The following is a 26,098-nucleotide window of genomic DNA, read 5'->3' on the forward strand; positions in this document are numbered from 1 at the left end:
CCTGATTACAGCACGCCGGCTTCGTTTTTGAGCTTGTCGATGAGTTCGGCGACCGACTTGACCTTGACGCCGGCCTTGCGGCCCGACGGCTCTTCCGTCCTCAACACCTTGAGGCGCGGTGTGGTGGAGACACCGAAGTCGCTCGGCGTCTTCTTGTCGAGCGGCTTCTTCTTCGCCTTCATGATGTTCGGCAGCGAGGCATAGCGCGGTTCGTTCAAGCGCAGATCGGTGGTGACGACCGCCGGCAGCTTGATCTCGATCGTCTGCAGGCCGCCATCGACTTCACGGGTCACTTGAGCCTTGCCATCACCGATCTCGATCTTCGAGGCGAAGGTCGCTTGGGGCATGCCCAGCAGTGCCGCCAGCATCTGGCCGGTCTGGTTCGAATCGTCATCGATCGCCTGCTTGCCGACGATGATCAGACCGGGCTGTTCGACGTCCGCCACAGCCTTGAGGATCTTGGCAACCGTGAGCGGCTCTACAGCATCGTCGGTCTCGACCAGGATCGCCCGGTCGGCGCCCATCGCAAGTGCGGTCCGCAGCGTCTCCTCGGCCTTGGCAGGACCGATCGAGACGACCACCACTTCCTCGCACCTGCCGGCTTCCTTCAGCCGCAGCGCCTCTTCCACCGAGATCTCGTCGAACGGGTTCATCGACATCTTCACATTGGCAAGCTCGACACCCGTGCCATCCGGCTTCACCCGGATCTTCACGTTGTAGTCGACAACCCGTTTGACTGGGACGAGAATTTTCATGGGCAACCCCCCTTTATTTCTAAACTGCTGGCCGTCAGTTCGGCCGTTCGGCAAGCAATGCCCAGAAGGCGAAGAACGGCGTGTCGAGCGACCTCATCGCATGCTTGATGCCGGGGACATTGTAAAAGGATCCGCCGATACCTGGCGAAAACCACTCCCCTTCCCCCTGCTGGAACTCTCCCTCGGAAAGCACGAGATAGACTTCCTCGGGCGCATGGTCGTGATCTGGATAGCGCACGTGAGGCGCCATCAACGTCACGCCGATCCACAGGTCGCTCCGCTCCTCCAATCCTCCCGGGCCGATAATCATCGCGTTGGCATGCCCATCGACAAAATTGTCGCTGGCCGTGTGGTCATACTTGGTGCGCCGATGCCATTCAAGCATTGGCTCGATGCCTTTGAACCCCTCGATCAAACGCGTCAGCGAAGGATAGGACGTATCGACGGAAAGCGCCACATCAAGGAGAGCGCACACCGGCAATCGGCTTCCCTCGCCCGCACGTGCGGTTCCCGGGCGCTCCAGCGCCGCAGAAATCTGACGAATCGAGCGGCGAGCCTCCGGGGTTTTCGTGAACTGGTCGAAAGCCACGAAAGCCGCATCCAGGAAAATCTGGAGGCTTTCATTGCGTAAACTCATGTCATCACCTCCCGAGACGATCGGCCGACAAGCGGTCCACTCTTGCGATCAGATATCTTTCGCGATGCGCAGGCCGTCATAGACGGCTGCATGCGTGTTGCGTGCGGCAACCGCATCGCCGATCCGGAACAGCTGGAACTTGCCGTCAGGATTGCGAATGACGGACTGAGGTTCCCCGGAAAGAAGCTGGTCGTGCGACATCTCGCCGAGATTGCTCGAGCTGGGCTTCAGTTCGAAATAGAGCTCGTCGAGCGGAATGGTCCCATGATTGACGACGATCTGGTCGAAGCTGTGCTGCCTGGCAATCCCGCCGTAATCGCTGCCGACGTGAGCGACGAGCTGGTTGCCGCTCTTTTCGACGGCTTCCAGACGATAGGTGACGGTGAAGGTCACGTCATGCTTCTGGAGAGACCGCATATAGGGCACGAGATTCATGGCCATGACCTCGGGCGCGAAGGACCGGTCCGGCGTCATGATCTCGACCTTGGCGCCTGCCTTGGCGAGAAACTCCGCCGCCTGCAGGCCGGCATGATCGCCGGCGTCGTCGAAGATCAACACGTTGGTTCCAGGCTTCACGTCACCGGAGATGATGTCCCATGACGAAACCACCAGCTCGTTGCCGCTCGCAAGGACCTCGGTATGCGGCAGGCCGCCGGTCGCGATGATGACGACATCGGGATTTTCCGCCTCGATGGTGTCCGCTTCCGCCCAGGTGTTGAAGTGGAAGGTGACGTCGTATTTCTCGCACTGGCTCATGCGCCAGTCGATGATACTGATCATCTCCTTACGGCGCTCGCTTTGAGCGGTGAGCCGGATCTGACCGCCGGGATTGTTCGCCGCTTCGAAAACGACGACCTGGTGGCCGCGCTCTCCGGCGACGCGCGCCGCTTCCAGACCGGCAGGGCCGGCGCCAACGATGACCACCTTTTTCTTGGTGTCGGCCTTCGCCACGATATGCGGCATGGTCAGTTCGCGGCCGGTGGCGGCATTGTGGATGCAGAAGGCCGCACCGCCCTGGTAGATGCGATCGAGACAGTAATTGGCGCCGACGCAGGGACGAATATCGTCTTCCCGCTTTTCGATGATCTTGCGGACGATATGCGGGTCGGTCATGTGGGCGCGGGTCATGCCGATCATGTCGACCTTGCCGGAGGCGATCGCGTGGCGCGCGGTGGCGACGTCAGGGATTTTCGCCGCATGAAAGGTCGGGAAGTTGGTTGCGGCACGAATTTCGCCGGCGAAATCGAGATGCGGTGAATTCGCCATGCCCTGGATCGGAATCACGTCGGTGAGGCCCGCATCGGTATCGATGTGGCCGCGAATGACGTTCAGGTAATCGATGAGGCCGCTTTCCTTCAGGCGCTTGGAGATTTCCAAGCCTTCGGCCTTGCCGGTACCGCCGGGAAGACATTCGTCGGCGGTATAGCGCACGCCCAGAATGAAGTCGTTCCCCACCCTGTGCCGGATCGCCTTGAAGACGTCGAAACAGAAGCGCAAACGGTTATCGAGCGAGCCGCCATAAGGACCGTCGAGTTCGTTGGTAAGCGGCGACGTGAACTGGTCGATCAGATGGCCGTAGGCCTCCAGTTCGACACCGTCCATGCCACCCGCCTTCATGCGTTCCGCAGCGTCGGCGAAATCCTTGATGATGCGCTCGATGTCCCAATCTTCCAGCTTCTTCGGGAAGGCGCGGTGGGACGCCTCGCGCTGATGCGATGGGGCCACCACAGGCAGCCAGTCGCCCTTGTCCCAGCGTGTGCGCCGGCCGAGATGGGTGAGCTGGATCATGATCGCCGCACCCTCTTCATGCACGGCATCGGTCATCTCCCTGATCCAGGGCACGATCTCGTCCTTGTAAGCAAGCAGGTTGTTGAAGACCGGTGGGCTGTCCCTGGAAACCGCGGCCGAGCCGGCCGTCATCGTCAAGGCCACGCCGCCCTTTGCCCGCTCCACCGTATAGGCGCGATACCTCTCCTTCGGCATGCCGTCTTCCGGATAGGCCGGCTCGTGGGAGGTCACGATGATACGGTTGCGCAGCGTCAAATGCTTGAGCTGGTAGGGCTGAAGAAGGGGATCGTTCGACATGGGCCGTGGTTCCGGATTAAAAACGTCAGAGGAGACGCTAAGGGTAATGTACATATGTGTCAACATTGAAAACATGCGGGTCGTTGTTTTCGACACTCGTGTACATTTTTCTTGTGCGCCGCTGCATAATTTGATAGGAGATAGCCTATGGATCAGGCTCTGAACGACACTGGCTGGCGCGGATCACAGGAGGGATGGCTGGAAGCAGCTTACCACTCGCTGCTGGATTCCGGCGTGGATTCGGTGAAAATTCTGCCGCTGGCGAAGAGGCTCAATCTCTCGCGCACGAGCTTCTACTGGTTCTTCAAGGATCGGGAGGAGCTGTTGGCCGGGCTCGTGGCAAGGTGGCGAGACAAAAACACCGGCAACATCATCAAGCAGTCCGAAGCTTACGCGGAATCGCTCGCCGAGGCGATGCTCAACGTCTTCGATTGCTGGCTCAACAATGATCTGTTCGACGCCAGGTTTGAATTCGCCGTGCGCAGCTGGGCGCTGCAGTCAGACGAGATTCTCGCCGAGGTCCGGCAAGCCGATCAGCTCCGGCTTGATGCGCTCAAGCGGATGTTTATCCGCTTCGGGCTACCAGAAGCGACATCAGATGTCCGAGCGCGAACAACTTACCTCGTGCAGATCGGATACATCTCCATGCAAGCCAGGGAGGAACTCGCCGTCCGCATGAAACGGATCCCCGAATATATCGCGATCTACACCGGCGAAGTGCCGCAGCAGAGGGAGCTCGATCGCTTCTTCTCCCGGCATGGCTATAGGCCCGGTTAGGGAAGGTCGAGATGAGCGTTTCCTTGAGGATCGGTATCATTGGTGGCGGTGGTTGGCTTGGCGGAGCAATCGCCGGCTCGATCCTTGATGCTGGCCTGGTCGATGCTCGAAATCTCTCCCTCTCCTATCGTAGTGAAGAGCCGCGCCGCTTCCCGAATTCTTTCCTGACCACCGACAATCAGGCGCTTGCCGACCGCTCGGACGTGATCGTTCTCTCCGTCCGTCCTGATGACTGGCATGCTCTTGATGTCGATGCCGGCGGCAAGCTGGTCATCTCGGTCATGGCGGGCATCCGCCTGGACGCACTTTCCGAGCGCCACAACACCGGTCGGGTCGTCCGCGCTTTGCCGAATGCCGCTGCCGAAGTGGCCAAGTCCTATACACCCTGGATTGGCACGCGCGATGTCACCGAAGACGACCGGGCACTCGTCCGCGCGATTTTTCAGGCATGCGGATCTGAGGACGAGGTCGCAAGGGAAAGCGACATCGATTACCTCACCGGCCTTTCCGGGTCTGGACCGGCTTTCCCGGCGCTGCTGGCCGCCGCCATGATGCGCGACGCCGTTGCAAATGGCCTGCCGGCGGAGATTGCGCGGCGCGCCGTCAACACGGTGATCACGGGCGCCGGTCGCCTGCTGGAGCGCCGCGACGAATGTCCCGATGAGGTCGTTCAAACCTTTGTCGGCTATCGAGGAACCACTGCGGCGGCCATCGAAGGCATGCGCGCTGCCGGGTTCGACGCTTCCGTTGCGGAGGGACTATCGGCAGCATTCAAGAAATCGGTGAGTATGGGAGACGCTTCCTGACAACCGTTGGAGTGGGTTCTGCGGCGCCCCGCTCAGCAAAACCGGCCGCTAAACAGAGGGAACGAGAATGAAAAAACTACTCGCATCGACATGTCTGACGTTCGGCCTGATCGGCGGGGCGTCTTTCGCCAGCGCCGCCGAATGCGGCACGGTGACCATCGCCAGCATGAACTGGCAGAGTGCAGAGGTTCTCTCCAACCTCGACAAGTTCATCCTGAACGAAGGTTATGGCTGTGATGCCGAAATCACCGTCGGCGATACCGTCCCGACGATTACCTCGATGGCCGAAAAGGGCCAGCCTGATATCGCGCCGGAAGCCTGGATCGACCTGCTGCCCGACGTGGTCAAGAAGGGAACGGATGAAGGCCGGATCGTCCAGGTCGGCTCTCCGCTGCCCGATGGCGGCGTCCAGGGCTGGTGGATTCCCAAATATCTGGCCGACGCCCATCCCGACATCAAGACCATCGGTGATGTGCTGAAGCATCCGGAACTCTTCCCCGCTCCTGAGGATTCGAAGAAGGGCGCCATCTACAACGGGCCGCAGGGCTGGGGCGGCACCGTGGTGACCACGCAGCTCTACAAGGCCTTCGAAGCCGACAAGGCGGGCTTCACCCTCGTCGATACCGGTTCGGCTGCCGGCCTCGATGGTTCGATCTCCAAGGCTTACGAACGCAAGGAAGGCTGGGCCGGCTATTACTGGGCGCCGACCGCTCTGCTCGGCAAGTACCAGATGGTCAAGCTGGAAGCCGGCGTGCCGAACGACGCCGCCGAATGGAAGCGCTGCAATACCGTCGCCGATTGCCCCGATCCGAAGCCGAATGCATGGCCGGTCGATCACGTGGTGACCCTGGTTGCCAAGCCTTTTTCGGAAAAGGCCGGGCCGGAGGTCATGGACTACCTGACGAAGCGCTCCTGGAGCAATGAGACGGTCAACAAGCTGATGGCGTGGATGACCGACAACCAGGCGACCGGTGAGGACGGCGCCAAGCACTTCCTCAAAGAAAACAAGGACCTGTGGACCAAGTGGGTCTCTCCTGAGGCAGCCGCGAAGATCGAAGCTGCTCTTTAACGCCGACTACTGCGGTGCGCTTAATGCGCACCGCCTCTCGCTGCCGATAAAATCAAAAAGACTGCCACGGCTCTTTGAAGAAAAAGGGGAACCGAATGGAATGGTTTTATAAATTCCCGCATATGGATGACGATGCCCTTCGCAATCTGAAGAAGGCGATCGATGACGGCTTTCGCACATTTACCCGCACCTATGGCGACACGATCGAAAGCCTCTTCTCCCCGCTGCAGCATTTCCTGATCGCCGCCGACCGCTTCATGACGCAGACGCCGTGGCCGATCATTACTGCGATCATCCTTGTCATCGCATGGTTTGCGAGCCGCAGCCTGAAGATCGTCTTCGGCTGTCTCGTCACCCTGCTGCTGATCGGCTATTTCGACATGTGGGACGATACGATGCGGACGGTCTCGATGATCTTCGTCTGTACCGTGCTCTCCATCGCCATCGGCATCCCGATGGGGATATTCATGGCGCGTTCCGACCGGCTGCAACGCGTCATCAATCCGATCCTCGACGTCATGCAGACCATGCCGAGCTTCGTCTATCTCATCCCTGTCGTCATGCTACTCGGCATCGGCAAGGTGCCTGGACTGATCGCCGTTGTCATCTATGCCATCCCGCCGATGATAAGGCTGACCGACCTCGGCATCCGTCTGGTCGACAAGGACGTGCTCGAGGCGGCCGACGCCTTCGGGACGTCGAGCGCGCAGAAGCTGTTCAAGGTCCAGCTGCCGCTGGCGCTTCCCACCATCATGGCCGGCATCAACCAGACCATCATGATGGCGCTCGCCATGGTGGTCGTCGCCTCGATGATCGGCGTCCAGGGCCTGGGCCAACCGGTTCTGAAGGCCATCGCCAACCAGTACTTCACCCTGGGTATTTTCAACGGCCTTGCCATCGTCGGCATTGCCATCATCTTCGACCGGGTCAGCCAGGCCTATGGCAAGCGGCTCCAGAAGCATCGGGAGATCGTCCATGGCTGATCATCGGTTCGGCGGCATCAAGATCCGCAATCTCTACAAGATCTTCGGTCCCAATCCCGGCGCTCATGTCGATGCCGTCCAAAAGGGATTGTCGAAGACCGAGCTCAACGAAAAGCACGGCCACGTGCTGGGCTTGAAGGATATCAATATCGAGATACCCTCGGGCCGCATCCAGGTCATCATGGGCCTTTCGGGTTCGGGCAAGTCGACGCTCATCCGCCACATCAATCGCCTGATCGATCCGACATCAGGCGAAGTGCTTGTCGACGGCGTCGATGTGGTGAAAATGAATGAGACCGAATTGCGGACGTTTCGCCGGCACCAGACGGCCATGGTGTTTCAGAAGTTCGCGCTTCTGCCGCACCGGAATGTTCTCGACAATACCATCTTCGGCCTCGAAGTGCAGGGCATGGAGCGCTCGAAAGCCGCCGACGTCGCCATGCGCTGGCTGGAGCGGGTCGGCCTGAAAGGTTTCGAGAGCAAATACCCCAACCAGTTATCGGGCGGCATGCAACAGCGCGTCGGGCTGGCGCGAGCCCTCTCGAACGATGCGCCGGTTCTGCTGATGGACGAGGCCTATTCGGCGCTCGATCCATTGATCCGCACCGATATGCAGACGGTCCTTCTCGACATTCAGAAGGAGATCAAGAAGACCATCGTGTTCATCACCCACGATCTCGACGAAGCCCTTCGGCTGGGCGACCAGATTGCGATCCTGCGCGATGGCGAAGTCATCCAGCAGGGCACCAGCCAGGACATCGTTCTGCGTCCGGCCGACGCCTACATCGCGAACTTCGTCAAGGAGGTCAATCGAGGCCGGGTCATCCAGGTCGATGCCGTCATGACATCCTTGCATTCCGGTGCAGCGCCAGGCGGATTGACGATTGCATCAGGCACGACCGTCGAAGATGCCGTTCGGATCCTGGCATCAGCGGCGCACGACGATGCCAGAGTGGTTTCACCATCCGGGGAAGCATTGGGGCTTGTCACGTTCCGCCAGCTCGCGGGCGCAATGGTGAACTCGCAGGAGGTGGCTCCCCGACGCGACAGCGCCCTCTCGGTCGCACTTTGACGCGCCAAACGCGGCCGCCTTTCCGTTTCCTTGGCGAGGCACGTCGCCACCGCCGGAACTGGGAAGTCGGCCGTCTGACGTCTGGGGATCACGATGTCAAAACTCTTCCCGCGTCTGTTTTCGCAATCGGTCTGCGCGAGTGCGCACCTTGAAGATGCTGGGTGTGAAATGGCGTCACCTTCTGCCTTCCATGAGGGCCGGCGAGCCGAATTGGAGCTGTGATGGCCGGGCAGAGGATGAGAATGCCGATCGACGAGCTCCGCCAACTGGCGCTCGACGCCTGCCTCGCCTGCGGCGGCAGTCCGGCCATGGCGAAGGCGCTTGTCGATGCAACACTGTCGGCCGCCTGCTTCGGGCGCACCGAGCTCGGTTTTCCGCATTTCGTCGATTATCTCAACAGCCTGCGCGACGGGCGGATCAACGGAGACGCCAAGCCCCGCTTCGACCATGTGCTGCCGGCCTTGATTCACGCCGACGCGGATGGCGGCATAGCGCAGCTCGGGTTTGATCTCATTTACGACGACTTCGTAAAGTGCGTGAAAACCTTCGGCATCTCAGTCCTTACGCAAAGAAACAGCTATACCGCCGGGGAATTGGGATACTACGTCCGGCGCCTCGCTCACGACGGGTTGATATCCATCGCCGCCGCCAACGGACCGGCCTTGATGGCCGCCGCCGAGGGCGGGGAGCGCGTCTATTGCACCAATCCGCTCGCTTTCGGCCTGCCTCTGCCGGAACCCTTGCCGCCAGTCGTCATCGACCAGGCGACGAGCGCCACGGCGTTCATAACCCTTGCCGAGGCGGCAAAGGCGCAATTGCCGATCGCTCACGGCATAGCCATCGACGAGACCGGCGCAATCACCACCGATCCTGTTAAGGCGATGCTCGGCGCTCTCCTGCCCTTCGGCGGCTATAAGGGCGGCAATATCGCCCTTATCGTCGAGATGCTTTCGGCGGGTCTTTCCGGGGCCGCGTGGTCGCTCGATGCCGGCCACTTTCTCTCGGGCGAGCACCCTGTGAATGCGGGAATGACGGTGATCGCGCTATTCCCCGCGGCCGTGCGTTCGGATTTCCCGGTGCGCGCCAAGGCTCAATTGGAACGGCTTCGTTCAAAGGGAGTCCGTATCCCCGGAGACAGAACGATGCCCGCGAGCGTCACGGAAACCGATCGTCTTGACGTCGACATAGGCGTGTTGGAAACGATCCGTCGCTTTTGCCTTCAGTGAGAATATCATTTCTCAACTGAGAGAACCGAATGCATCCCGCCCGGCGACATCATGCCGGCGTTCCCATCGTTCGTGCCAAATGAGAAAATAAAGATCTCTATCCACTTTGCGCAGTTCATTGCGCGCAACAGGTGGCTTCAACGGGGCCGGCTCATATACATTTTGCGCAAGATCAGTCCAGACTGCGTCACGAAAAGCCGGTTGGCCGACAATATCGGGGCCCGACAATTGCTCCATAGCTAAGGAACAGTAAGATCAATCTCGACCAAGGCCATGATGGTTTGCGGTCTCAAAGCCAAGCCCGTCCATCCCTCACCCCCAAAAGGATGGAAGGGATCGTACATACGCACCCCATCCCGTGCGTATGCCTGCATGCCTGTCTGCCTGCCGAAGGCCCTCTTTAAGCGGTCCACTAAGAACCTTCGGCAGGCGACTGCGCGGCACTCGAATGGGGGTCCCCTCTATAAGTTTCAGATGATGCGCATCTCGGCCAGAACGCCGCGGCTGAACCTGTGGCATGGCGGATACAGCTGCAAAGTCGCTCCTTCAGCGTGATCATTTTGCCAGCGGTTGTCGTTATGACTGGCAGCGTGAAGCCTTGCCAATGGCCGCGGGTTCTGTCAGTTCCTGATCTGGATGGGAACTAATACATTCAACGGGTTGGTCTTTTTGACGTTTACCATGCCCGGATTCGGCCTGCATCAGCTGGCGCAAGCCGCTGACCTCGATGCCGATAACACGCGGAGATCCACCTGCTCCGCTGCAAGCTGCTGCACTTTATCCAACAATCGTCTAATATACATCCAAGCCCCGCCCATCCATTCCGTCTGCGGGCTCAGATGAAGCGCCGCGGCGGGGGACGACCACCCATGACGACCGGCAAGGCTGGCAGAGGTACGCGCGCAAATCCGACATTCGGGTCGGTCGCGCGTCGCGCTGGCACCTGCGAGCAGTGGAAAAGAGCATGCCGAAACAGCCAGATCGAACAATGGGAGCAGCATGACTGAAAATAGCCCTCCCCCATTTTCATTTCGATTTAGCGGTTCGTCCTTCGACAACATGGTCGAGACGCTGGGCGGCGCTTTTGGCGCATTTGATGCCGAACCCGTCGGCCGCGCCAAGGACTTCCATTGGGGACTGGATTTCTCCGTCTGTGACAACGCCGTCCTGCTCACGGGTTATCACGAGGCGGAGTTTCAGTTCAATATCGAGCCGACCGTCGATACGGCGGAGTATCTGTCGATCGTCGTGCCGCGCAGCGGCGGCATGGGGGTAACCTATGGGTCGTCCCGCATCGCCGAGGCCGGACAAGGAAAATTGCTGCTCTATAACAATTTCGAACCCAACAGCGTCATCATGCATGGGCGATCGAACGTCATCGACGAGTTGCTGATCAACTGGCCTCTCATCCTGCAGACGATCGGCCAGACTTTCGAGATGCCGTTCAGCGGGTCCCTCGACCTGCTGCCCGAACTGGATCTGTCGAAGCCGGAAGGTCGGTTGATTGGCAATCTCACGGAAACGATCATCTCAGGCATGCGCGACGATGGCCCCTTGCTGCAGTCGCCGATCGCCATGGCGCATTTGACGCAGGCGCTCGCCGATCTGGTCGTGCGCCTGGTGCCGCACCGGCTGTCGCATTTCCTGGAGAATGGCCCCGCCCTGATCGCTCCCCGGCACGTCCGCAGGGCGATCGAATTCATGCACGCCAATATCGATCAGCCGATTACCATGCCGAAGGTGGCCGAAGCGGCCGGCGTATCCAGCCGGGCGCTCGAAACCGGTTTTCGTGCGTTCAGAGGGACCTCTCCCGCTGCCTATTTGCTGACGCTTCGGCTGCGCGCTGCGCGCCAGGATCTGCTCGATCCCGAGAGCAAGGAGACCATGAAGGCCATCTGCCTCAAATGGGGCTTCTTTCATTTCGGCCGGTTTTCGGCAGTCTATAAAACCACATACGGAGAATACCCTTCCGACACCAGGAAGCGCGTGATCCGCCGCTAGCGGCCGTGGCTTGCCGCGCAGGGGTGTTTACGCCTCGTCCCGCGGCGGCAATGTGTAATGCACTCTCATGGTCCTTAGATCCCGCTTCACGATGTGCAGAACCCCTTCGCGTTCCGCCAGGACGTTGAGTTCCCTGAGCACGAGAGAATGCGCGATCCCCAGCTTGCGCGCAAAGGCGCGGCTGTCATGCGCAATCCCCAGATCCGCGGCGACCAGGAGACCGGCCTGTATGGATGTCAGCCTGATATCCCGGCCTTGCGCCGCAGCGACGAGGGCAAGAAAGCGATCGGCCCTGGACGCCTCTTCGCTCACGCGGCTTGTCGCCGGCGGAAGGACACCATGATGGATTTCGAGGTGGGCGTATCGCTTTCCACGCCCGCGCTGCCAAGCGGCACGAGCACGTTCAGTTCGGGATAATAACCCGCGATGCTTCCTCGCGGAATGTCATAGGGCACAAAGCGAAAATTCTCAGCGATGCGCTCGATACCCTCATCATGCTCGCCGACCACGTCGATCCGGTCGCCGGCCTCGGCATTCATCGCCGTCAGATCGGCTGGATGAATGAAGATGACCTGCCGCTCCCCGTAGACGCCGCGGTATCGGTCATCGAGACCGTAGACCGTCGTATTGTATTGATCGTGCGATCGGAACGTCTGCAGGGCGAAACGCCCCTCGCCCTTTCGCGCCCGCTGATGCACCGTCTCGTCGGGAAGCGCTTCCGAAGAGAACGTTGCCTTGCCTGCCGGCGTATCCCACTCCCTGTGGGCGGCCGTGTTGCGCAGGTGGAAACCGCGGGGCTTGCGCAGGCGGGTATTGTAGTTTTCGAAGCCTGGAATGGTCGCCTCGATATGATCGCGGATGCGGTCGTGGTCGTCGGCGAGCCCTGCCCAGTCGACCACGGCGGAGCCGACCGTCGCCTGTGCAATGCCGGCGATGATGGCGACTTCCGAGAGGAGATGCGGTGAGGCCGGACGATTGATGCCGGCCGAACCATGCACCATGCTCATCGAATCCTCGACGCTTATGAGCTGTGAGTTGCCTGCCGCGTTCAGATCGATCTCGGTGCGCCCGAGGCATGGCAGGATGAAGGCCACCTCGCCGGGCATGAGATGCGAATGATTGGGTTTGGTCGCGATATGCACCGTCAGCTTCTGCCGCCGCAGCGCCTTTTCAACGAGTGCGCTGTCGGGCGTGGCGCGGGCGAAATTGCCGCCAAGCCCGATGAAGGCCTCGGCCGAGCCGTCGAGCATCGCTCCGATCGCGGCAAGGACATTGTGGCCATGTTCGCGGGGAACGGTGAAGCGGAAATGCTTCTCCAGTGCATCGAGGAAATCGTCCGATGGCTTTTCATTGATGCCGACGGTGCGGTCGCCCTGCACGTTGGAATGGCCGCGAACCGGGCAAAGGCCCGCACCTGGCCGGCCGATATTGCCGCGCAGAAACATGAAGTTGGCGATCTCGCGGATCGTCGCCACGGAATGTAGATGCTGGGTCACGCCCATCGCCCAGGTGCAGATGACCCGCTCGGCTTTGGTATAGACATCGGCCGCACGTTCGATTTCCTGCCGGCTCAGTCCCGACTGGTCCTCAATGTCAGCCCAGCTGGTCGCCTCGACCGCCGTCCGGTATTCTGCAAAACCCGCGCAATGTTCGGCGAGAAACGCGTGGTCGAGAACGGAGGGCAGGCCGGCGGCGACGGCTGCGTCTTCCGCCGCCAGCACGGCCTTCGCCATCCCGCGCACCGCGGCCATGTCGCCGCCGAGTTGCGGCTGGAGATAAAGGCTGGCGATGTCAGTCGAACCGCCCTTCAGCATCTCGATCTTGTCCTGCGGGTCGGAGAAGCGCTCCAGGCCGCGTTCGCGGATGGGATTGAAGACGACGACGCGCGCGCCGCGGATCGCCGCCCGGCGCAGGTCGCCGAGCATCCTCGGATGGTTGGTGCCCGGGTTCTGCCCGATCACGAAGATCGCATCGGCCTCTTCGAAATCCTCCAGCAGCACGGTACCCTTGCCGACGCCGACCGCCTGGCGCATGGCGATGCCACTCGCCTCGTGGCACATGTTGGAGCAGTCGGGAAAATTGTTGGTGCCGTAGACGCGCACGAACAGCTGGTAGAGGAAGGCGGCCTCGTTGCTCGCCCGGCCCGACGTGTAGAATTCCGCCCGGTTGGGGCTATCGAACCCCCTCAGAATGCTGCCGATCTCGGCAAAGGCATCCTCCCATGCGACCGGCAGGTAACGGTCGCTCGCCGCGTCATAGCGCATCGGATGCGTGAGGCGGCCGTTGAGTTCCAGTTCATAGTCCGTCAGCTGGCGAAGCTGCGATAAAGTGTTTTCGGCGAAGAAGGCGGGTGTTGCCCGCTTTTCCGTCGCCTCCCAGGCGACGGCCTTCACGCCGTTTTCGCAGAACTCGAACGACGATCCGTGCTCCGGATCGCCCCAGGCGCAGCCCGGGCAGTCGAACCCATCCGGCTGGTTCGCCTTCAGCATCGTCCGCGCCCCTGAAATCGGCATGCCGCTTTGCAGCAAACGCTTGCCGCAGCTCTTCAAAGCGCCCCAGCCGCCGGCTGCTGCCGACTTCTTACCAATGAATTTTGTGTCCATGCGCCCTGTATTGTCGAAGCGGGGAAAACATCAAGGGCGCACGCGCGATGGCTCGATAGGAAAAACCTATCAAGGATTCGATCTAACCAACGTCCTTGATGGCGTGCCGCTCCTCGGGCGAATGTGCCAGGATGCGATTGCGGCCTTGCGTCTTGGCGTCGTAGAGCGCGGCATCGGCCTCGCTCAGGAGGCGGTTTGGGTTGACCCTCAAAGTGGCTCCCGTCGCGCAGGATATGCCGATGCTCGCGGTCACCCGTCCAAATTCGCTGCCGGTATGAACGATATTCTCCTGGCTTAGGAGACGCGCGAATTGCTCGGCAACGATCATTGCCCCCTTCGCGCTGGTTGCAGGCAGCAGAACCACGAATTCCTCTCCGCCGTAGCGTGCGACGATGTCGGCCGGGCGGCTTACGGACTGGCGAAGACACCTGCTGACGACACGCAGGCATTGGTCTCCGGCGGGATGACCATAGGTGTCGTTATAGGCCTTGAAGCGGTCGATATCGACCATCAGAAGGCTGAACGGCGTGTTTTTCCTGGCGCTGCCCGCGGTCTCGCGGGCGAAAGCCTCGTCGAAGGCCCGGCGGTTGACCATGCCGGTGAGCCCATCGGTCTCGGCGAGATTCTTCAGCTGCTCCGCCGACAGCCGGAGGGCGATTTCCGCCTGCTTGGTCGCCGTGATGTCCGAGACAACGGCCATCGCTGTGCCGTCTTCCGCTAACCTTGTCCGGATGCTGCGCCAGTCGCCGTTGTGAAGCTGAACCTCTTCGTCCTTGTTGCTGTGCAACGTAGCACTGACGGACCTGATCCACTCTTCGCGGTCAGCGTCCGGGATACCCGTGCGCTCGCCGGTTTCGGCAACGCGGCGAAGGATGTCGCTGATATGAGCGCCAACCACGCGGGCGTCTCCGGATAGCGGAAAGGCGGCGCGATACTGGTCGTTGCAAAAAACGAGAAAACCCTTGCTGTCGTACATGGCGATGCCATCGGACATGCCGGCCATCGCATGTGACAGCAGGTTCTTGCTCTTGCGCAGTTCCCGCTCCAGAGCAGTCCGCTCCGTCACGTCACGCGTGACGCCGGCCAGGCCGATCACCCGTCCCTGCCTATCCTTCAGCGGCACCTTGGAGGCGAGCAGGTATCTGTCTTCAATACGCTCGACGGAGTCGATCAGGGGCACCCCGGTGTCCATGACCTGCTGTTCGAGATAATAAAATTCTTCGGCGCGCGGCCGCGAGATAAGATTGAAATCCGACAATCCGGTCATCTCCGCCGTGGTTCTGAAACGAAAGAGGCGGATCATATTTTCATTGACGGTGATGAACCGGCTGTTTCGGTCCTTCACGTAGAGATAGTCGGGCGACTGCGAAAATGCGGTCACCAGGATGCTTCGCTCCAGCTCCCACTGTTGCGTCTTCAACAGAACGAAACCACACAGCACCGTCGCCAGGCAGTTCAATACTGTCATCGGCAGACCGATGATGGCCAATACGCGGGCGTGCACCAGGGTGGGAAGCACCGCCATCAAAACAATAAGTGCACCGCCGAGCGCGAGGCTCAGCAGCGCAACGTCTGTGAGCTCGGGAGATCTCTTGCGGATCCAGACGTTGGCAGCCAGGCCGATACCGGTCGCGACAGCAATTGCGATCAGACCGTCGATCATTGCCGCGCCGCCGACCCAGAAGCGGAAGACCATTGCCAGCGACGCCGCGAAGGCCGCCGCGATCGGTCCGCCGAACATGCCCGCCAAAGCAAGCGGCGAAAAGCGGATGTCGATATAAATGCCGGGATTGACTTCGACGGCCAGCAATATGGACCCGATGGAGGCGCCGCCGGCTATGATTCCGAAGGCGATTTTTTCGTGTGTGACCGAACGACGCTGAAATTGGATCGAGAAATGCGCCCAGAGCGAAATCGCCAGGCACACGAATGACAGATTGCCACCGAATTGCGTCCAGATGCCATTCACTGCGTTGGATCCACCTTCCAATACATGTACCGAACCAATCATAGGGCAACACTGGTTTGAGCTTCGTTAAATCAAAGACCTATCAAGCCATATTCCTTCGCAGACGCGTCTCCCGGCCGGTCGGCAGCAATGCGATGACAGGAAAGCAGGCGTCCGCCCCGACGATCAGGTATGGGCACCCAGGCCCGCTGCCAGATTTGGCAACATCTATGGAAAGGTCGTGCTCCAGCACGGCAAGAGACATCAAGTCCGCAACGCCCTGCGGTTCAACGCCCAGCAGCCGCTGCATAAGGCATATTTAACAACAGCATCCTCTGCGTCGGGACACATATCCCAATGACACAATATAGCGTTATCCGGATAAGCCTGCGCAATCGGGCCATTCGTTGCAAGCAGCCATCCCATGCCGCCAGCAGCCGCAGCTGCCGACGGCATCGTCCAACGCTTCTCTCTTACTTGCAGATCGCCGCCGCCAAGAAGCCACGCATCGCCTCGCCATAGGGCGGCCGCATCATGTATTCCGCCTCCACCATCCTGCTCTGGTGATAGACGGCGCGCGGATGCGAGAAGGCAAGGAAGCCGAACTTGCCGTGATAGGCGCCCATGCCCGAATGGCCGACGCCGCCGAAGGGCAGGCCTTCCGCCGTGACGTGGCTCATGCAGTCGTTGACCGTCACCCCGCCGGAGGTGGTATTGTCGAGCACGCGGGCCTCCTCCTGCTGATCCTGGCTGAAGTAATAGAGAGCGAGCGGGCGCGGCCTGGCATTGATGCGATCGATGACGTCGGCGATATCGCGATAGGGAAGGACCGGCAGCACGGGTCCGAAGATTTCCTCCTGCAGTACGCGCATCTCTTCCGTGGGATCGAGGATCAGGGTCGGAGGCATGCGGTGGGCCGATTGCTGGGAGAAATTCTCTGCCGCCGGGTTGATCTCGACGATCCTCGCACCCTTGGCCCTGGCATCGTCGATCAGGCCCTGGATGCGGGCGTGATGGCGGGCATTGACGATCGAGGTGTAGTCAGGATTTTCCTTCAGCGCCGGATACATCGCGCCGACCGCCGCGACCGCGTGGCCGGCAAAGGCTTCGACGCTTTCCTCGGGCACATAGACATGGTCCGGCGCCAGGCAGATCTGGCCGGCGTTCAGGGTCTTGACGGTCATGACCCGGCGCGCCGCGTCTGCGAGGTCGGCCGAGCGACCGACGATGACGGGCGATTTTCCGCCGAGCTCAAGCGTCAGCGGCGTCAGGTTTTCCGCCGCCGCGCGCATGACGTGATGGGCGATTGCAGTTCCGCCGGTGAAGATCAGATGGTCGAAGGCAAGTGATGTAAAGGCCGTGCCCGTCGCCGGTCCGCCCTGAACGACGGCGATTTCCGTTTCGTCGAAGGCGCCGGCAATGAGTTTCGCCATCAATTCGGCAGAGGCCGGCGTCACCTCCGACGGCTTGATCATGGCGCGGTTGCCGGCGGCGAGAATGCCGGCAAGCGGCGCAAGGGCGAGCTGATAGGGGAAATTCCACGGGCTGAGGACTCCGACAACTCCCTTCGGCTGATAGACCACTTCGGCCACCGCGTCCGGGAACAATGCCTCGTGCTGCTCGGGCTTCAGCCATTCGGCAAGATGGGCCTTGGCATATTTGAGCGAACCGACGCAGGTAAAGACGTCGAGAAGCAGGCTCGCCTCGACACTGCGGCTCCCGAAATCCTCCGACAGGGCGGCGGCGATCGCATCCTTATGGTCGACCAGAAGGGCGATGACACGGTCGATGCGATCGATACGGGTGTCGATGCCGGGCGGCCCTTCCCTCAGGAAAGACGCCTTTTGCCGGCCAAGCAGCGCCTTCATGACATTGGCATTGGTATCGGGGGCGATTGGGGTGACGGTGTTCATTGTTTCCTCCCTTGAACGGTGTCAGACGGCCGGCTGACGCACGACCGGTTTCAGCACGATGCCCTTTTCCGAATCCTCCACCGCCTGGTTGATGTCGGCGAAATCATAGAAGGTGACGAGCCTGTCGAAGGGGAAGCGGCCCTGCCGATGCAGCTCGATCAACAACGGGATCAGCACGTCGGGATTGGAATCGCCCTCGACGATGCCGCGGACCCGGCGCCCGCCGGACAGGATATGGGTGAGGTCGAGCGTCAGCGTCGCGCCATGGGGCGAGGCCCCGACGATGCCGCAGGTGCCGCGCGGCGCCAGCACACGCACGCACTGATCGATGACCGCGGGCACGCCGGAGGCATCGATCGAATAATCGACGCCGGCGCCGGTCAGCGCCATGATCGCGGCAACCGCATCGTTCGCCCTGCCGTTGACGATATCAGTCGCGCCGAGCTCCGCTGCAAGTGCCAGCCGCGTCTCGTTGACATCGACGGCGATGATCCGGGAAGCGCCGACGATCCGTGCTGCCATCACCGCGGCAAGACCGACCGAGCCCATGCCGAAAACCGCGAGCACCTTTCCCGGTTCGACCTTCAGCGCGTTCATGACCGCGCCGGCGCCGGTCTGGATGCCGCAGGCGAGCGGCCCGAGCAGCGCCAGATCCGCATCCTCCGGCACTTTCACGATATTGCGCTCATGGCACAGCGCGTGGCTGGCGAAAGAGGATTGCCCGAAAATATTGCCGTGAACCCGCTCGCCCTCGCATGAGAGCCCGCTCGAACCATCGGCGCGCGCACCGAAGAAGTTGCGCGGGAAGAATTCGTGGCAATAAGTCTCCTCGTGATCGTTGCAGCTCGGGCAATGACCGCAGGAATTGAAGGTCATGACCACATGATCGCCGGGCGCCACTTTGGCAACGCCCGGCCCGACACGCTCGACGATGCCGGCGCCCTCATGACCGAGCACGACCGGCTGCGGCACTGGCAGGTGCTGATCACGCATGACGATATCGGTGTGGCAAACGCCTGTTGCCACGACGCGAACCAGGATTTCACCCTCGCGCGGCTCCTCCAGATCGAGCCTTTCCAGCGAAAACGGCGTATGGGGCGCACGCGCCACCGCAGCATGGATTTTCATTGCTTTCCTCCTCCCGATAATCGGCTCGTGAACGGCCCGGCGAGCCGGGACTGTCCTCAGCGGCCGCGCTTGTAGGCGCCGAGCCCCGGCTGATAGGTTTTGTCGTCGAGGAACTGTTTCAGCCCCTCGTCGCGCCCCTTGGTCTTGTCGAGAAACAGCATCTGCTCCAGCTTGGCGTAGATGTAATCGTCGGCGAGATCCCACGGCAGGTTGCGCACCCGCTTGTAGGTGTCCTTGGCAGCCTTCAGCGTCACCGGGTTCTTTTCGAGCAGACTGGCGCAGATCTTGCGGACCCGGATTTCAAGCTCCGCCAGCGGCACCGCCTCGTTGACGAGACCCATTTCGGCGGCCTTGCGCCCGCCGAACAGTTCGCCGGTCATGATGTAGTAGAGGGCGTCGCGATGGCGCATCACTTCGGCGACCGCACGGGTGACGTTGCCGCCCGGCAAAATGCCCCAATTGATCTCGGAGAGGCCGAAATTCGCCTCCTCGGCGGCGATGGCGAGATCGCAGGACACCAGCGGCGTGAAGGCGCCGCCGAAGCACCAGCCGTTGACCATGGCGATCGTCGGCTTTTCGAAATACATCAGCCGGCCCCACCAGTTGCCGGACTGGCGCCGCGCCTTCAGCGTGACGTCACGCGGCTTGTCGTCATTGTCGCGGAAATATTCCTTCAGATCCATGCCGGCGGACCAGGATTCGCCGGCGCCGCGCAGGACGAGGACGCCGCAGCGCTCGTCGCCCTCGAGTTCGTCGAGCACTTCGAGCATCCGGGCATTCAAGGCCGGGTTCATCGCGTTGCGCTTTTCCGGACGGTTGAGGGTCACGAAGGCGATGCCATTATCGAACTCGACCAGAACCGGCGATTGCATATCGGTCATGAGGTTACTCCATGGGTTTCGGCGTGAATGCCGGGGGCCGCTTCACAGGGCCTGTCGTTGAAGGGTTTCATCGGAATGGAACTGGCGCAGAACATGTTTCTGCACTTTGCCGGAGGCGGTGCGGGGAATGGCCTCGACGAAGAGGATGCGCGCCGGGCGCTTGAAGGCAGCGAGCCTTGCCGCGCAATGGCCGGCGATCTCATCGCCCGTTGCCGCAGCGCCCTGCCGCAGCACGACATAGGCGAGGCCGCATTCGCCCCATCGGATGTCGGGAATGCCGACGACCGCGGCGTCGAGGATATCGGGATGACTTGCGAGTACTGCCTCGACCTCGGCGGGATAAACATTCTCGCCGCCGCTGATGTACATGTCCTTCAGCCGGTCGACGATGCGATAGAAGCCGTTTGCTTCGCGTCGGCCGAGATCACCGGTGCGGTACCAGCCGTCGGTGAAGGCGGCAGCGGTTTCCTGAGGCTTGTTCCAGTAGCCCGGCGTCACCGCCGGCCCGCGCAGCCAGAGTTCGCCGATCTCGCCGTCGCTCACCTCCTGGCCGTTCTCGCCGACGATACGAATGTCGAGCAATGGCGCGGGAAGACCGACACTGCCGGGATTATCCTGCACGGCGCGCCGGTCGATCGGTATATGCAGCACCGTTCCCGCCTCGCTCATGCCGTAACCGTTGACCAGCGCAACGCCGTCGTCGAGATAGCTTTCGATCAGCGCCTGCGTCAGCGGCGCGCCGCCGACGAAGAGCGCATGCAGGCCGGCGAGCGCCGCGGCGCTATAGGCGGGGTCGTTGCGCAAGGCGAGCGCGATCTGCGGCACGGCGAAATAATGGGTGATGGCACGCTGCCGGTCGGCAAGGGCTGAGAGCGTGCGCGCCGGCGTGAAGCGGTCGGAAACGACGAGCGTGCCGCCCAGCATCAATGTGGTTCGCGCCACCGCGATCAGCCCGATCGTGTGGAAAAATGGCAGGTCGCACAGGGCGACGGATCCCGGACCGATCTCGCCGACGACGGAAAAATTGATGGCGGCGAAAAAGGCGTTGCGGCGGGTGATGACGACGCCTTTCGGCTGTCCCGTCGTGCCCGAGGTGTAGAGCAGGACGCAAGGTGCGTCGGCATCGCCGGTCACCGCAGCGACCGGAAGACTTGCCTCGATCCGTGCAGCCAGGCCGGCCGGACCGTCCGCCGTCGATATCACCGCCATCTCGGGATCGGCGCTCACAATGCTGGCGACGGTTGCAGCGAACTCCTCGTCGTGAACGAGCAGAGCCGGCGCGCAGTCGGCAAGGATCGGCCGAAGCTCGGCGGCGTTGAGGCGCCAGTTGAGCGGCACGTAGATGGCGCCGGCACGCTGGCAGGAAAAGGCAAGCACGATCGAATCCATCGAGTTGCGCGCCAGCATGGCGACACGCGCCCCATCGCGGCGCGCTGCGAGCACATCGCTCAGCAAGCCGGCGCAGCGGGCAATCCGCGCATCGAGCTCGGCATAGGTGAGCTGCCGGCCGGTAGCGATCTCGAACAGAGCCGGACGGCCTGGCGCGACGCGGGCGCGGTAAAGGATCGGATCATCCGTCACCAGTCCGCAATCCGCCGACGAAGCCATCCCGGAAAAGGAATGCGCCATTTTCTCCTCCCATGCCCACCGCTCCCCGCGGCAGGCATCAAATTTGTATGCAACACATACTAATATCTTTTTCCTGTGATGCAAGAGGCTGTTTAAGGCAAATCCGATCGCTCGAATGGCGCGGGGAAATCCGCACTACGGATATTGACTAACCTGCTGATATTGATGGTTATGGCGCCTGGATAAGGCGAGAACCAACGATGAGCACAAAACCAACCCAGGACGATTTCGAGGGCGAAGATGCTCCCGCGACGCCGGGCCTCGACGTCGGCCGGCTTGGCGATCTGCTGGGATTTCACCTGCGCATGGCGCATGTCGCAGTCTATCGCGACTTCGCCGAAACCATGGAGGAGCTGGCGCTGACGCAGAAGCAGCTGGCGGTGATGGAACTCGTCGCCGGCAATCCGGGCGCATCGCAGATCGACCTTGCCAATACGCTCGGCACCGACCGGGCGACAATGATGGCCCTCGTCAACCGGCTGGCAGCCCGCGACCTGATCGAGCGCCGCCCCTCCGCGGCCGACCGCCGCCGCCAGGAACTTCATCTGACGAAGGCGGGACACGCAATGCTCGCCCAGGCGCGTGCGCTGATCGATAGGCACGAGCAGCGTTTCATCGACCTGTTTTCGCGCGACGAACTGGATGCGCTGCTGACGGCACTGAAGCGGATATACAAGGGGAACTGAAACCCGCCTTCGCTCGGGAAACAAGCAGCATCCAAGCCTTTAGATTTCTATTGGGTAACCCTCGTGTTATGATCCCCATCCTGGCGTCGTCCGCCGTGGGTTCTGCACACGGAGACTTGTCTCATGAGCGAAGTGGACGTACTTTTTGCCTCCCTGCGACAGGCGGCTGACCCGCAGACGGTCGAGTGCATCGAAAAGGTCGTAACGCATGGCTCGGATCGCGAGCTCAACCGCATCAATGCGCTCGCTTTCGCCGATAAACACCATCTCGATGAAGAGAAAACCATCGCAGCGTTTCTGCATGCAGCCCGCATAGGCGCATTCGAGATGACCTGGAATGTCCTTTGCCCGGGATGCGGCGGCGTCCTCGACAGCGGCGCAACCCTCAAAACCGTCGTCCACGAGACGTACCATTGCGCGCTCTGCGCGGCCGGATACGAACCGACCCTCGACGAGATGGTCGAGGTCACGTTTACGGTCAGTCCGCGCGTGCGCAGGATTGCTGGTCACGATCCCGATCTGTTGCCGCCGCTTGAGTACTACCGCCAGATCTTCTTTAGCTCCGGGGTCGACCTACCTGACGATCTCGAAGCAAGGTTTTCGCGCATCCAGCTGGAGATGATCGAGTTGGCTCCGGGCGAGAAGGCCTTCGTCTCCCTGCAACTGCCGGCGCAGTTCGTCATCATCTTCGATCCGGTGACACACTCGGCGCAGTTCATCGACGTGCAGGGTGAGCCCACCGACGAACGTCAAACCCTCTCGATGATCATCAGTCGGACGCATGCGCTGAACGAAACGCTGACCCTGCGCCCCGGCTCACTGCGGCTCACCCTCGAGAACCACACCGATCGCAGAGTGGTACCGAATGTCTGCATCGCAGGAGACGAGCTGCACGACCTGCTGGGCCGCAGGCGGCCTTTCCTGACAGCCAAGCGCCTGCTGACGAACCAGAGCTTCCGAGACATCTATCGGACCGACACGCTCGACGTCGACCAGCGCCTCAAGATCACCAGCCTGACTTTCCTCTTCACCGATTTAAGGGGCTCGACCGCGCTTTACGAGCGCGTCGGAGATCTTGCCGCTTTCGATTTGGTACGAGCGCATTTCCGGGTTCTTCACGAGATCGTCGCCACAGAGGCCGGAGCGGTCGTCAAGACCATAGGCGATGCCGTGATGGCCACCTTCCCGAGCCCGGACCGCGCGGTGGCGGCGGCACTCAAGATGCGGGAGGCGATGCTTCGGTTAAATGCCGAACACGGCAGCGACGATCTCCTCCTGAAGATCGGCATCCATGAGGGGCCGTGCCTCGCGGTCAACCTGAACGACCGGCAGGACTACTTCGGCCAAACCGTCAATATCGCCTCCCGCGTCCAGGGCCTTGCCGATCCCAATGTGATCATGACGACGGAGGCGATCGTCGAAGATGCCCAAGTTTCAGAGATCCTCCGCGACAGCGGCATCACATCGGCCTCCCGGATGGCGGAGCTTCAGGGCATCGGGAGGGAAGTCAGAATCTTCGCCCTATCGTGAGGTTTCGTCTGCTCTGGAAAAGTCTTCCAAGGCGGATGGCAATGAGAAAGCGAGTTTCTGTTATCTGCGCCACAGCGGTTCCCGCAATGGAAAAGGCAACACACCAAGCGCTTATCGTTTGGGCTCTCCTGATCGCCTTGATCGCGGACATATCGCTGTTAGGGTGGCTGCTCTGGGCAGCGCCATAATTAGGTATACCCAATGCCGATATGACCGCCTGGGCGGAATCGGCCGCAATGTGGACCGTCCTTAACGTGACCGAGCGATTGGCACCCACCGGTTACGGACTGATAGCGCGGGTCTAACCTGCTTTCAGCCCCCAACTGCGCTGCACTTTTCGGAATGAGCCGCGCAACAGAGTCCTGATGACTGGAGAGATGATGGGAGTTGGCAGCAAATGCAATCGATGGCCGCCTTCGGAAAACGCTCCACGGCTGGTGGCATGCGATACCAATCCTGGAACCAACCCGGCCAGGTCTGAGCGGCATATACGCTTTGGCTCAAGAGCTAGTTCGAACGATTCAGTCGTCTCGAACCTATCGTAGTCATCCAGCGCGTTCTAAATCGGCTCTCGAAAACACCGGCAACACCGGTAAGGTAGGCACGCGGTGGATGCGCGGAATACCGTCACCGCGCCATATTGCACACACGACTGCGAGAACATTGGCACCTTCGGCAGCGGCCAGTAGATAGGCGTCCGCTACTGCACCGCCAGTCGTAATCACGTCCTCAATGAACGTCACACTACGCCCAGCAACGTCTTGCCCCTCAATGGCGCGGCAGGTGCCATACGTTTTGGCCTCTTTGCGGACGAATGCTGCGGGTAACCCGGTTTCCAACGAAATTGCAGTGACGAGAGGAATGCCGCCAAGCTCAAGCCCGGCAATGATCTCTGTATTGGCGGGCAAGAGATCGGACATGGCGCGGGCGAGCGGCTTCAACAGGGCGGGCATACCTTCAAAACGGTACTTATCAAAGTAGCGATGGGACACCTGTCCAGAGCGAAGGACAAACTCGCCGTCTAGCGTCGCAGCCGCTGACCCGCCAAGGCCTGTGTAACTCCATCCGTCATCTGCCATCTCCCTAAATTGAAGCGGCCGAGCAGTAGGACGAACGCAACAAACCGACAAGCGCTAAAGCCCCTAAACCTCTACCTGGCGGATCCCGACGAGAGCCACCTTCCGCTATCGGCCCAAAACTACCGTGAGCGTCCGTCGCACTCGTGTCGTTCAGCATGCACTTGAAGTGATGTCCGCTCCTGGGGCGCAGAGCTGGCGTGATGCTTCGACAGACCGGCAAATTCTAGCTTTCCCCAATAAGCCCGAGCCTAAGGCCAGTCGGCATAGCCCGAGGACAGCATGGTGTTTTCCGAGCCGGCCGCAGCGCGGGCGATCTCGCGGTAGCCGGCGGGTGAAAGGCCGGTCTTGCGCTTGAAGAAATGGCTGAAATAGGTCGGGTCGCGAAAGCCGAGGCTGTCGGAGATTTCCTGGATATTGCGGGCCGATCGCTCCAATCTCAGCTTTGCCTCCTGCACCACACGCTCGTGCAGGAGCTGGATCGGCGAGCGGCCGAGCGCCCTTTGGCAGGTGGAATGCAGCCGGTCGGCCGTGACGCCGAGCTCCGCGGCATAATCGCTGATCGGCCGGTGCTGGCGGAAACCGGCTTCGACGAGTTGGCGGTATCTCTGCAGGATCGATCCGGTTTCGCCCTGCCCGCGCTGCTCGCTTCTTTCGCCATCGGAGCCGCGCCACAGCGCCATCAGAATGAGCCTGATATAGGCGGATGCGACCATCCAGGAGGAGCGGGAGGGATCGCCCAGTTCCCGCACGAAGCCAGAAATCAGCGGGCTGATTTCGGCCACTGCTGAGGGATCCAATGCCTCGACCAGCTTGCGCTGCTCGGTGAAGATGCGCAGCGAATAGGATTCCACCTTGTCGCCGATCGCATCGACCATGATCTGCGGCGAAGCCCCGACCAGATGGGCCGCGGTTCCGGCTGATATCGACAGGTCGCATCGCGCCTGTGGCGGCAGGAAGGCAAGCAGCGGTCCGTGCAGCGGCCGATGTTCGCCATTGTCGAAATGAAGCTCCCCACTCCCCTCCCCGAGCAGAAGGAAATGGTGGAAATCGGCATAGAGACCTTTTTGAAAACGGATACGCCGGTGCGACAGCGACGGCCCGTGCCACTCGCCCCTGGCATAGTGATGAATCCCTCCGTCCGTTGCCAAGCTTCTCCTCCATTCCCCTAGTCAAACATGCGGCAATCGCCGGATAATTACAATATTAACCCAATAAATCGCATTCCATCCGCGCCAGATCGGCGTAACCTTTTCTCCAACAGCCTTTGGGAGGAGGCTCTTCACAGATGCA

The 26,098-nt window shown here is 61.1% G+C and carries 21 protein-coding genes; 9 read left to right on the forward strand and 12 right to left on the reverse strand.

Annotated features, from left to right (window positions below; genetic code table 11):
* Positions 1-5: 5 nt before the first annotated feature.
* Genes ELH03_RS26940 through ELH03_RS26950 form a run of 3 tightly spaced genes read right to left on the reverse strand, consistent with a single transcriptional unit; the run spans position 6 to position 3,477 of the window.
* On the reverse strand, positions 6-755 hold the full coding sequence (locus ELH03_RS26940; RefSeq protein WP_128404929.1) for an electron transfer flavoprotein subunit beta/FixA family protein: 750 nt from the start codon (positions 753-755) through the stop codon (positions 6-8).
* 34 nt (positions 756-789) lie between these two features.
* Positions 790-1,392 (reverse strand): dimethylsulfoniopropionate lyase, encoded by a 603-nt coding sequence (locus tag ELH03_RS26945; RefSeq protein ID WP_128403378.1) that lies wholly within the window; start codon positions 1,390-1,392, stop codon positions 790-792.
* Between the two features lie 48 nt (positions 1,393-1,440).
* A complete protein-coding gene (locus ELH03_RS26950) occupies positions 1,441-3,477 on the reverse strand; it encodes an NADH:flavin oxidoreductase (protein ID WP_128403379.1) in 2,037 nt (678 codons plus the stop codon).
* Between the two features lie 147 nt (positions 3,478-3,624).
* Here ELH03_RS26950 and ELH03_RS26955 point away from each other — a divergent pair, with 147 nt between their 5' ends.
* The 7 genes from ELH03_RS26955 to ELH03_RS26990 all read left to right on the forward strand — a co-directional run bounded on the left by ELH03_RS26955 (position 3,625) and on the right by ELH03_RS26990 (position 11,411).
* Positions 3,625-4,254: a TetR/AcrR family transcriptional regulator gene (locus ELH03_RS26955; protein WP_128403380.1), complete on the forward strand. Its 630-nt coding sequence runs from the start codon at positions 3,625-3,627 to the stop codon at positions 4,252-4,254.
* An 11-nt stretch (positions 4,255-4,265) separates the two neighbouring features.
* Complete coding sequence (locus ELH03_RS26960) at positions 4,266-5,060, forward strand: pyrroline-5-carboxylate reductase family protein (protein ID WP_128403381.1); 795 nt, start codon at positions 4,266-4,268, stop codon at positions 5,058-5,060.
* A gap of 67 nt (positions 5,061-5,127) precedes the next feature.
* A complete protein-coding gene (locus tag ELH03_RS26965; protein ID WP_128403382.1) occupies positions 5,128-6,129 on the forward strand; it encodes an ABC transporter substrate-binding protein in 1,002 nt (333 codons plus the stop codon).
* A gap of 95 nt (positions 6,130-6,224) precedes the next feature.
* Positions 6,225-7,112 (forward strand): ABC transporter permease, encoded by an 888-nt coding sequence (locus tag ELH03_RS26970; protein WP_128403383.1) that lies wholly within the window; start codon positions 6,225-6,227, stop codon positions 7,110-7,112.
* Positions 7,105-8,184: a quaternary amine ABC transporter ATP-binding protein gene (locus ELH03_RS26975; protein ID WP_128403384.1), complete on the forward strand. Its 1,080-nt coding sequence runs from the start codon at positions 7,105-7,107 to the stop codon at positions 8,182-8,184. The genes ELH03_RS26970 and ELH03_RS26975 overlap by 8 nt, the downstream gene beginning before the upstream one ends.
* 221 nt (positions 8,185-8,405) lie before the next feature.
* A complete protein-coding gene (locus ELH03_RS26980) occupies positions 8,406-9,410 on the forward strand; it encodes an Ldh family oxidoreductase (RefSeq protein WP_128403385.1) in 1,005 nt (334 codons plus the stop codon).
* Between the two features lie 999 nt (positions 9,411-10,409).
* Positions 10,410-11,411 (forward strand): AraC family transcriptional regulator, encoded by a 1,002-nt coding sequence (locus ELH03_RS26990; protein WP_128403386.1) that lies wholly within the window; start codon positions 10,410-10,412, stop codon positions 11,409-11,411.
* Positions 11,412-11,438: 27 nt separating this feature from the next.
* Here the strand turns inward: ELH03_RS26990 and ELH03_RS26995 are convergent, their stop codons facing one another.
* The 7 genes from ELH03_RS26995 to ELH03_RS27025 all read right to left on the reverse strand — a co-directional run bounded on the left by ELH03_RS26995 (position 11,439) and on the right by ELH03_RS27025 (position 21,513).
* Complete coding sequence (locus ELH03_RS26995; protein ID WP_130766942.1) at positions 11,439-11,723, reverse strand: hypothetical protein; 285 nt, start codon at positions 11,721-11,723, stop codon at positions 11,439-11,441.
* Entirely contained in the window at positions 11,720-14,014 is a 2,295-nt protein-coding gene (locus ELH03_RS27000) for an FdhF/YdeP family oxidoreductase (RefSeq protein WP_130766943.1), read from the reverse strand. Before ELH03_RS27000 ends, ELH03_RS26995 begins: the two co-directional genes overlap by 4 nt.
* Before the next feature lie 82 nt (positions 14,015-14,096).
* A complete protein-coding gene (locus ELH03_RS27005) occupies positions 14,097-16,025 on the reverse strand; it encodes a diguanylate cyclase (protein ID WP_128403389.1) in 1,929 nt (642 codons plus the stop codon).
* 410 nt (positions 16,026-16,435) lie between these two features.
* A complete protein-coding gene (locus ELH03_RS27010) occupies positions 16,436-17,875 on the reverse strand; it encodes a coniferyl aldehyde dehydrogenase (protein WP_128403390.1) in 1,440 nt (479 codons plus the stop codon).
* A 21-nt stretch (positions 17,876-17,896) separates the two neighbouring features.
* The gene (locus tag ELH03_RS27015) at positions 17,897-19,003 is read right to left on the reverse strand and encodes an NAD(P)-dependent alcohol dehydrogenase (protein WP_128403391.1); all 1,107 of its coding nucleotides are present in this window, start codon (positions 19,001-19,003) and stop codon (positions 17,897-17,899) included.
* A gap of 56 nt (positions 19,004-19,059) precedes the next feature.
* Entirely contained in the window at positions 19,060-19,884 is an 825-nt protein-coding gene (locus ELH03_RS27020) for a p-hydroxycinnamoyl CoA hydratase/lyase (RefSeq protein ID WP_128403392.1), read from the reverse strand.
* Between the two features lie 42 nt (positions 19,885-19,926).
* On the reverse strand, positions 19,927-21,513 hold the full coding sequence (locus tag ELH03_RS27025) for an AMP-binding protein (RefSeq protein WP_128403393.1): 1,587 nt from the start codon (positions 21,511-21,513) through the stop codon (positions 19,927-19,929).
* 200 nt (positions 21,514-21,713) lie between these two features.
* Here ELH03_RS27025 and ELH03_RS27030 point away from each other — a divergent pair, with 200 nt between their 5' ends.
* On the forward strand, positions 21,714-22,199 hold the full coding sequence (locus tag ELH03_RS27030) for a MarR family winged helix-turn-helix transcriptional regulator (RefSeq protein ID WP_128403394.1): 486 nt from the start codon (positions 21,714-21,716) through the stop codon (positions 22,197-22,199).
* A gap of 123 nt (positions 22,200-22,322) precedes the next feature.
* On the forward strand, positions 22,323-23,729 hold the full coding sequence (locus ELH03_RS27035; protein WP_128403395.1) for an adenylate/guanylate cyclase domain-containing protein: 1,407 nt from the start codon (positions 22,323-22,325) through the stop codon (positions 23,727-23,729).
* Between the two features lie 545 nt (positions 23,730-24,274).
* Here ELH03_RS27035 and ELH03_RS27040 read toward each other — a convergent pair.
* Complete coding sequence (locus ELH03_RS27040; RefSeq protein ID WP_130766944.1) at positions 24,275-24,808, reverse strand: orotate phosphoribosyltransferase; 534 nt, start codon at positions 24,806-24,808, stop codon at positions 24,275-24,277.
* 248 nt (positions 24,809-25,056) lie between these two features.
* Positions 25,057-25,956 (reverse strand): helix-turn-helix transcriptional regulator, encoded by a 900-nt coding sequence (locus ELH03_RS27045; RefSeq protein ID WP_128403397.1) that lies wholly within the window; start codon positions 25,954-25,956, stop codon positions 25,057-25,059.
* Positions 25,957-26,098: the final 142 nt, after the last annotated feature.

The organism is Rhizobium beringeri, from assembly GCF_004306515.1.
In the GTDB taxonomy this organism is placed as follows: Bacteria; Pseudomonadota; Alphaproteobacteria; order Rhizobiales; family Rhizobiaceae; genus Rhizobium; species Rhizobium beringeri.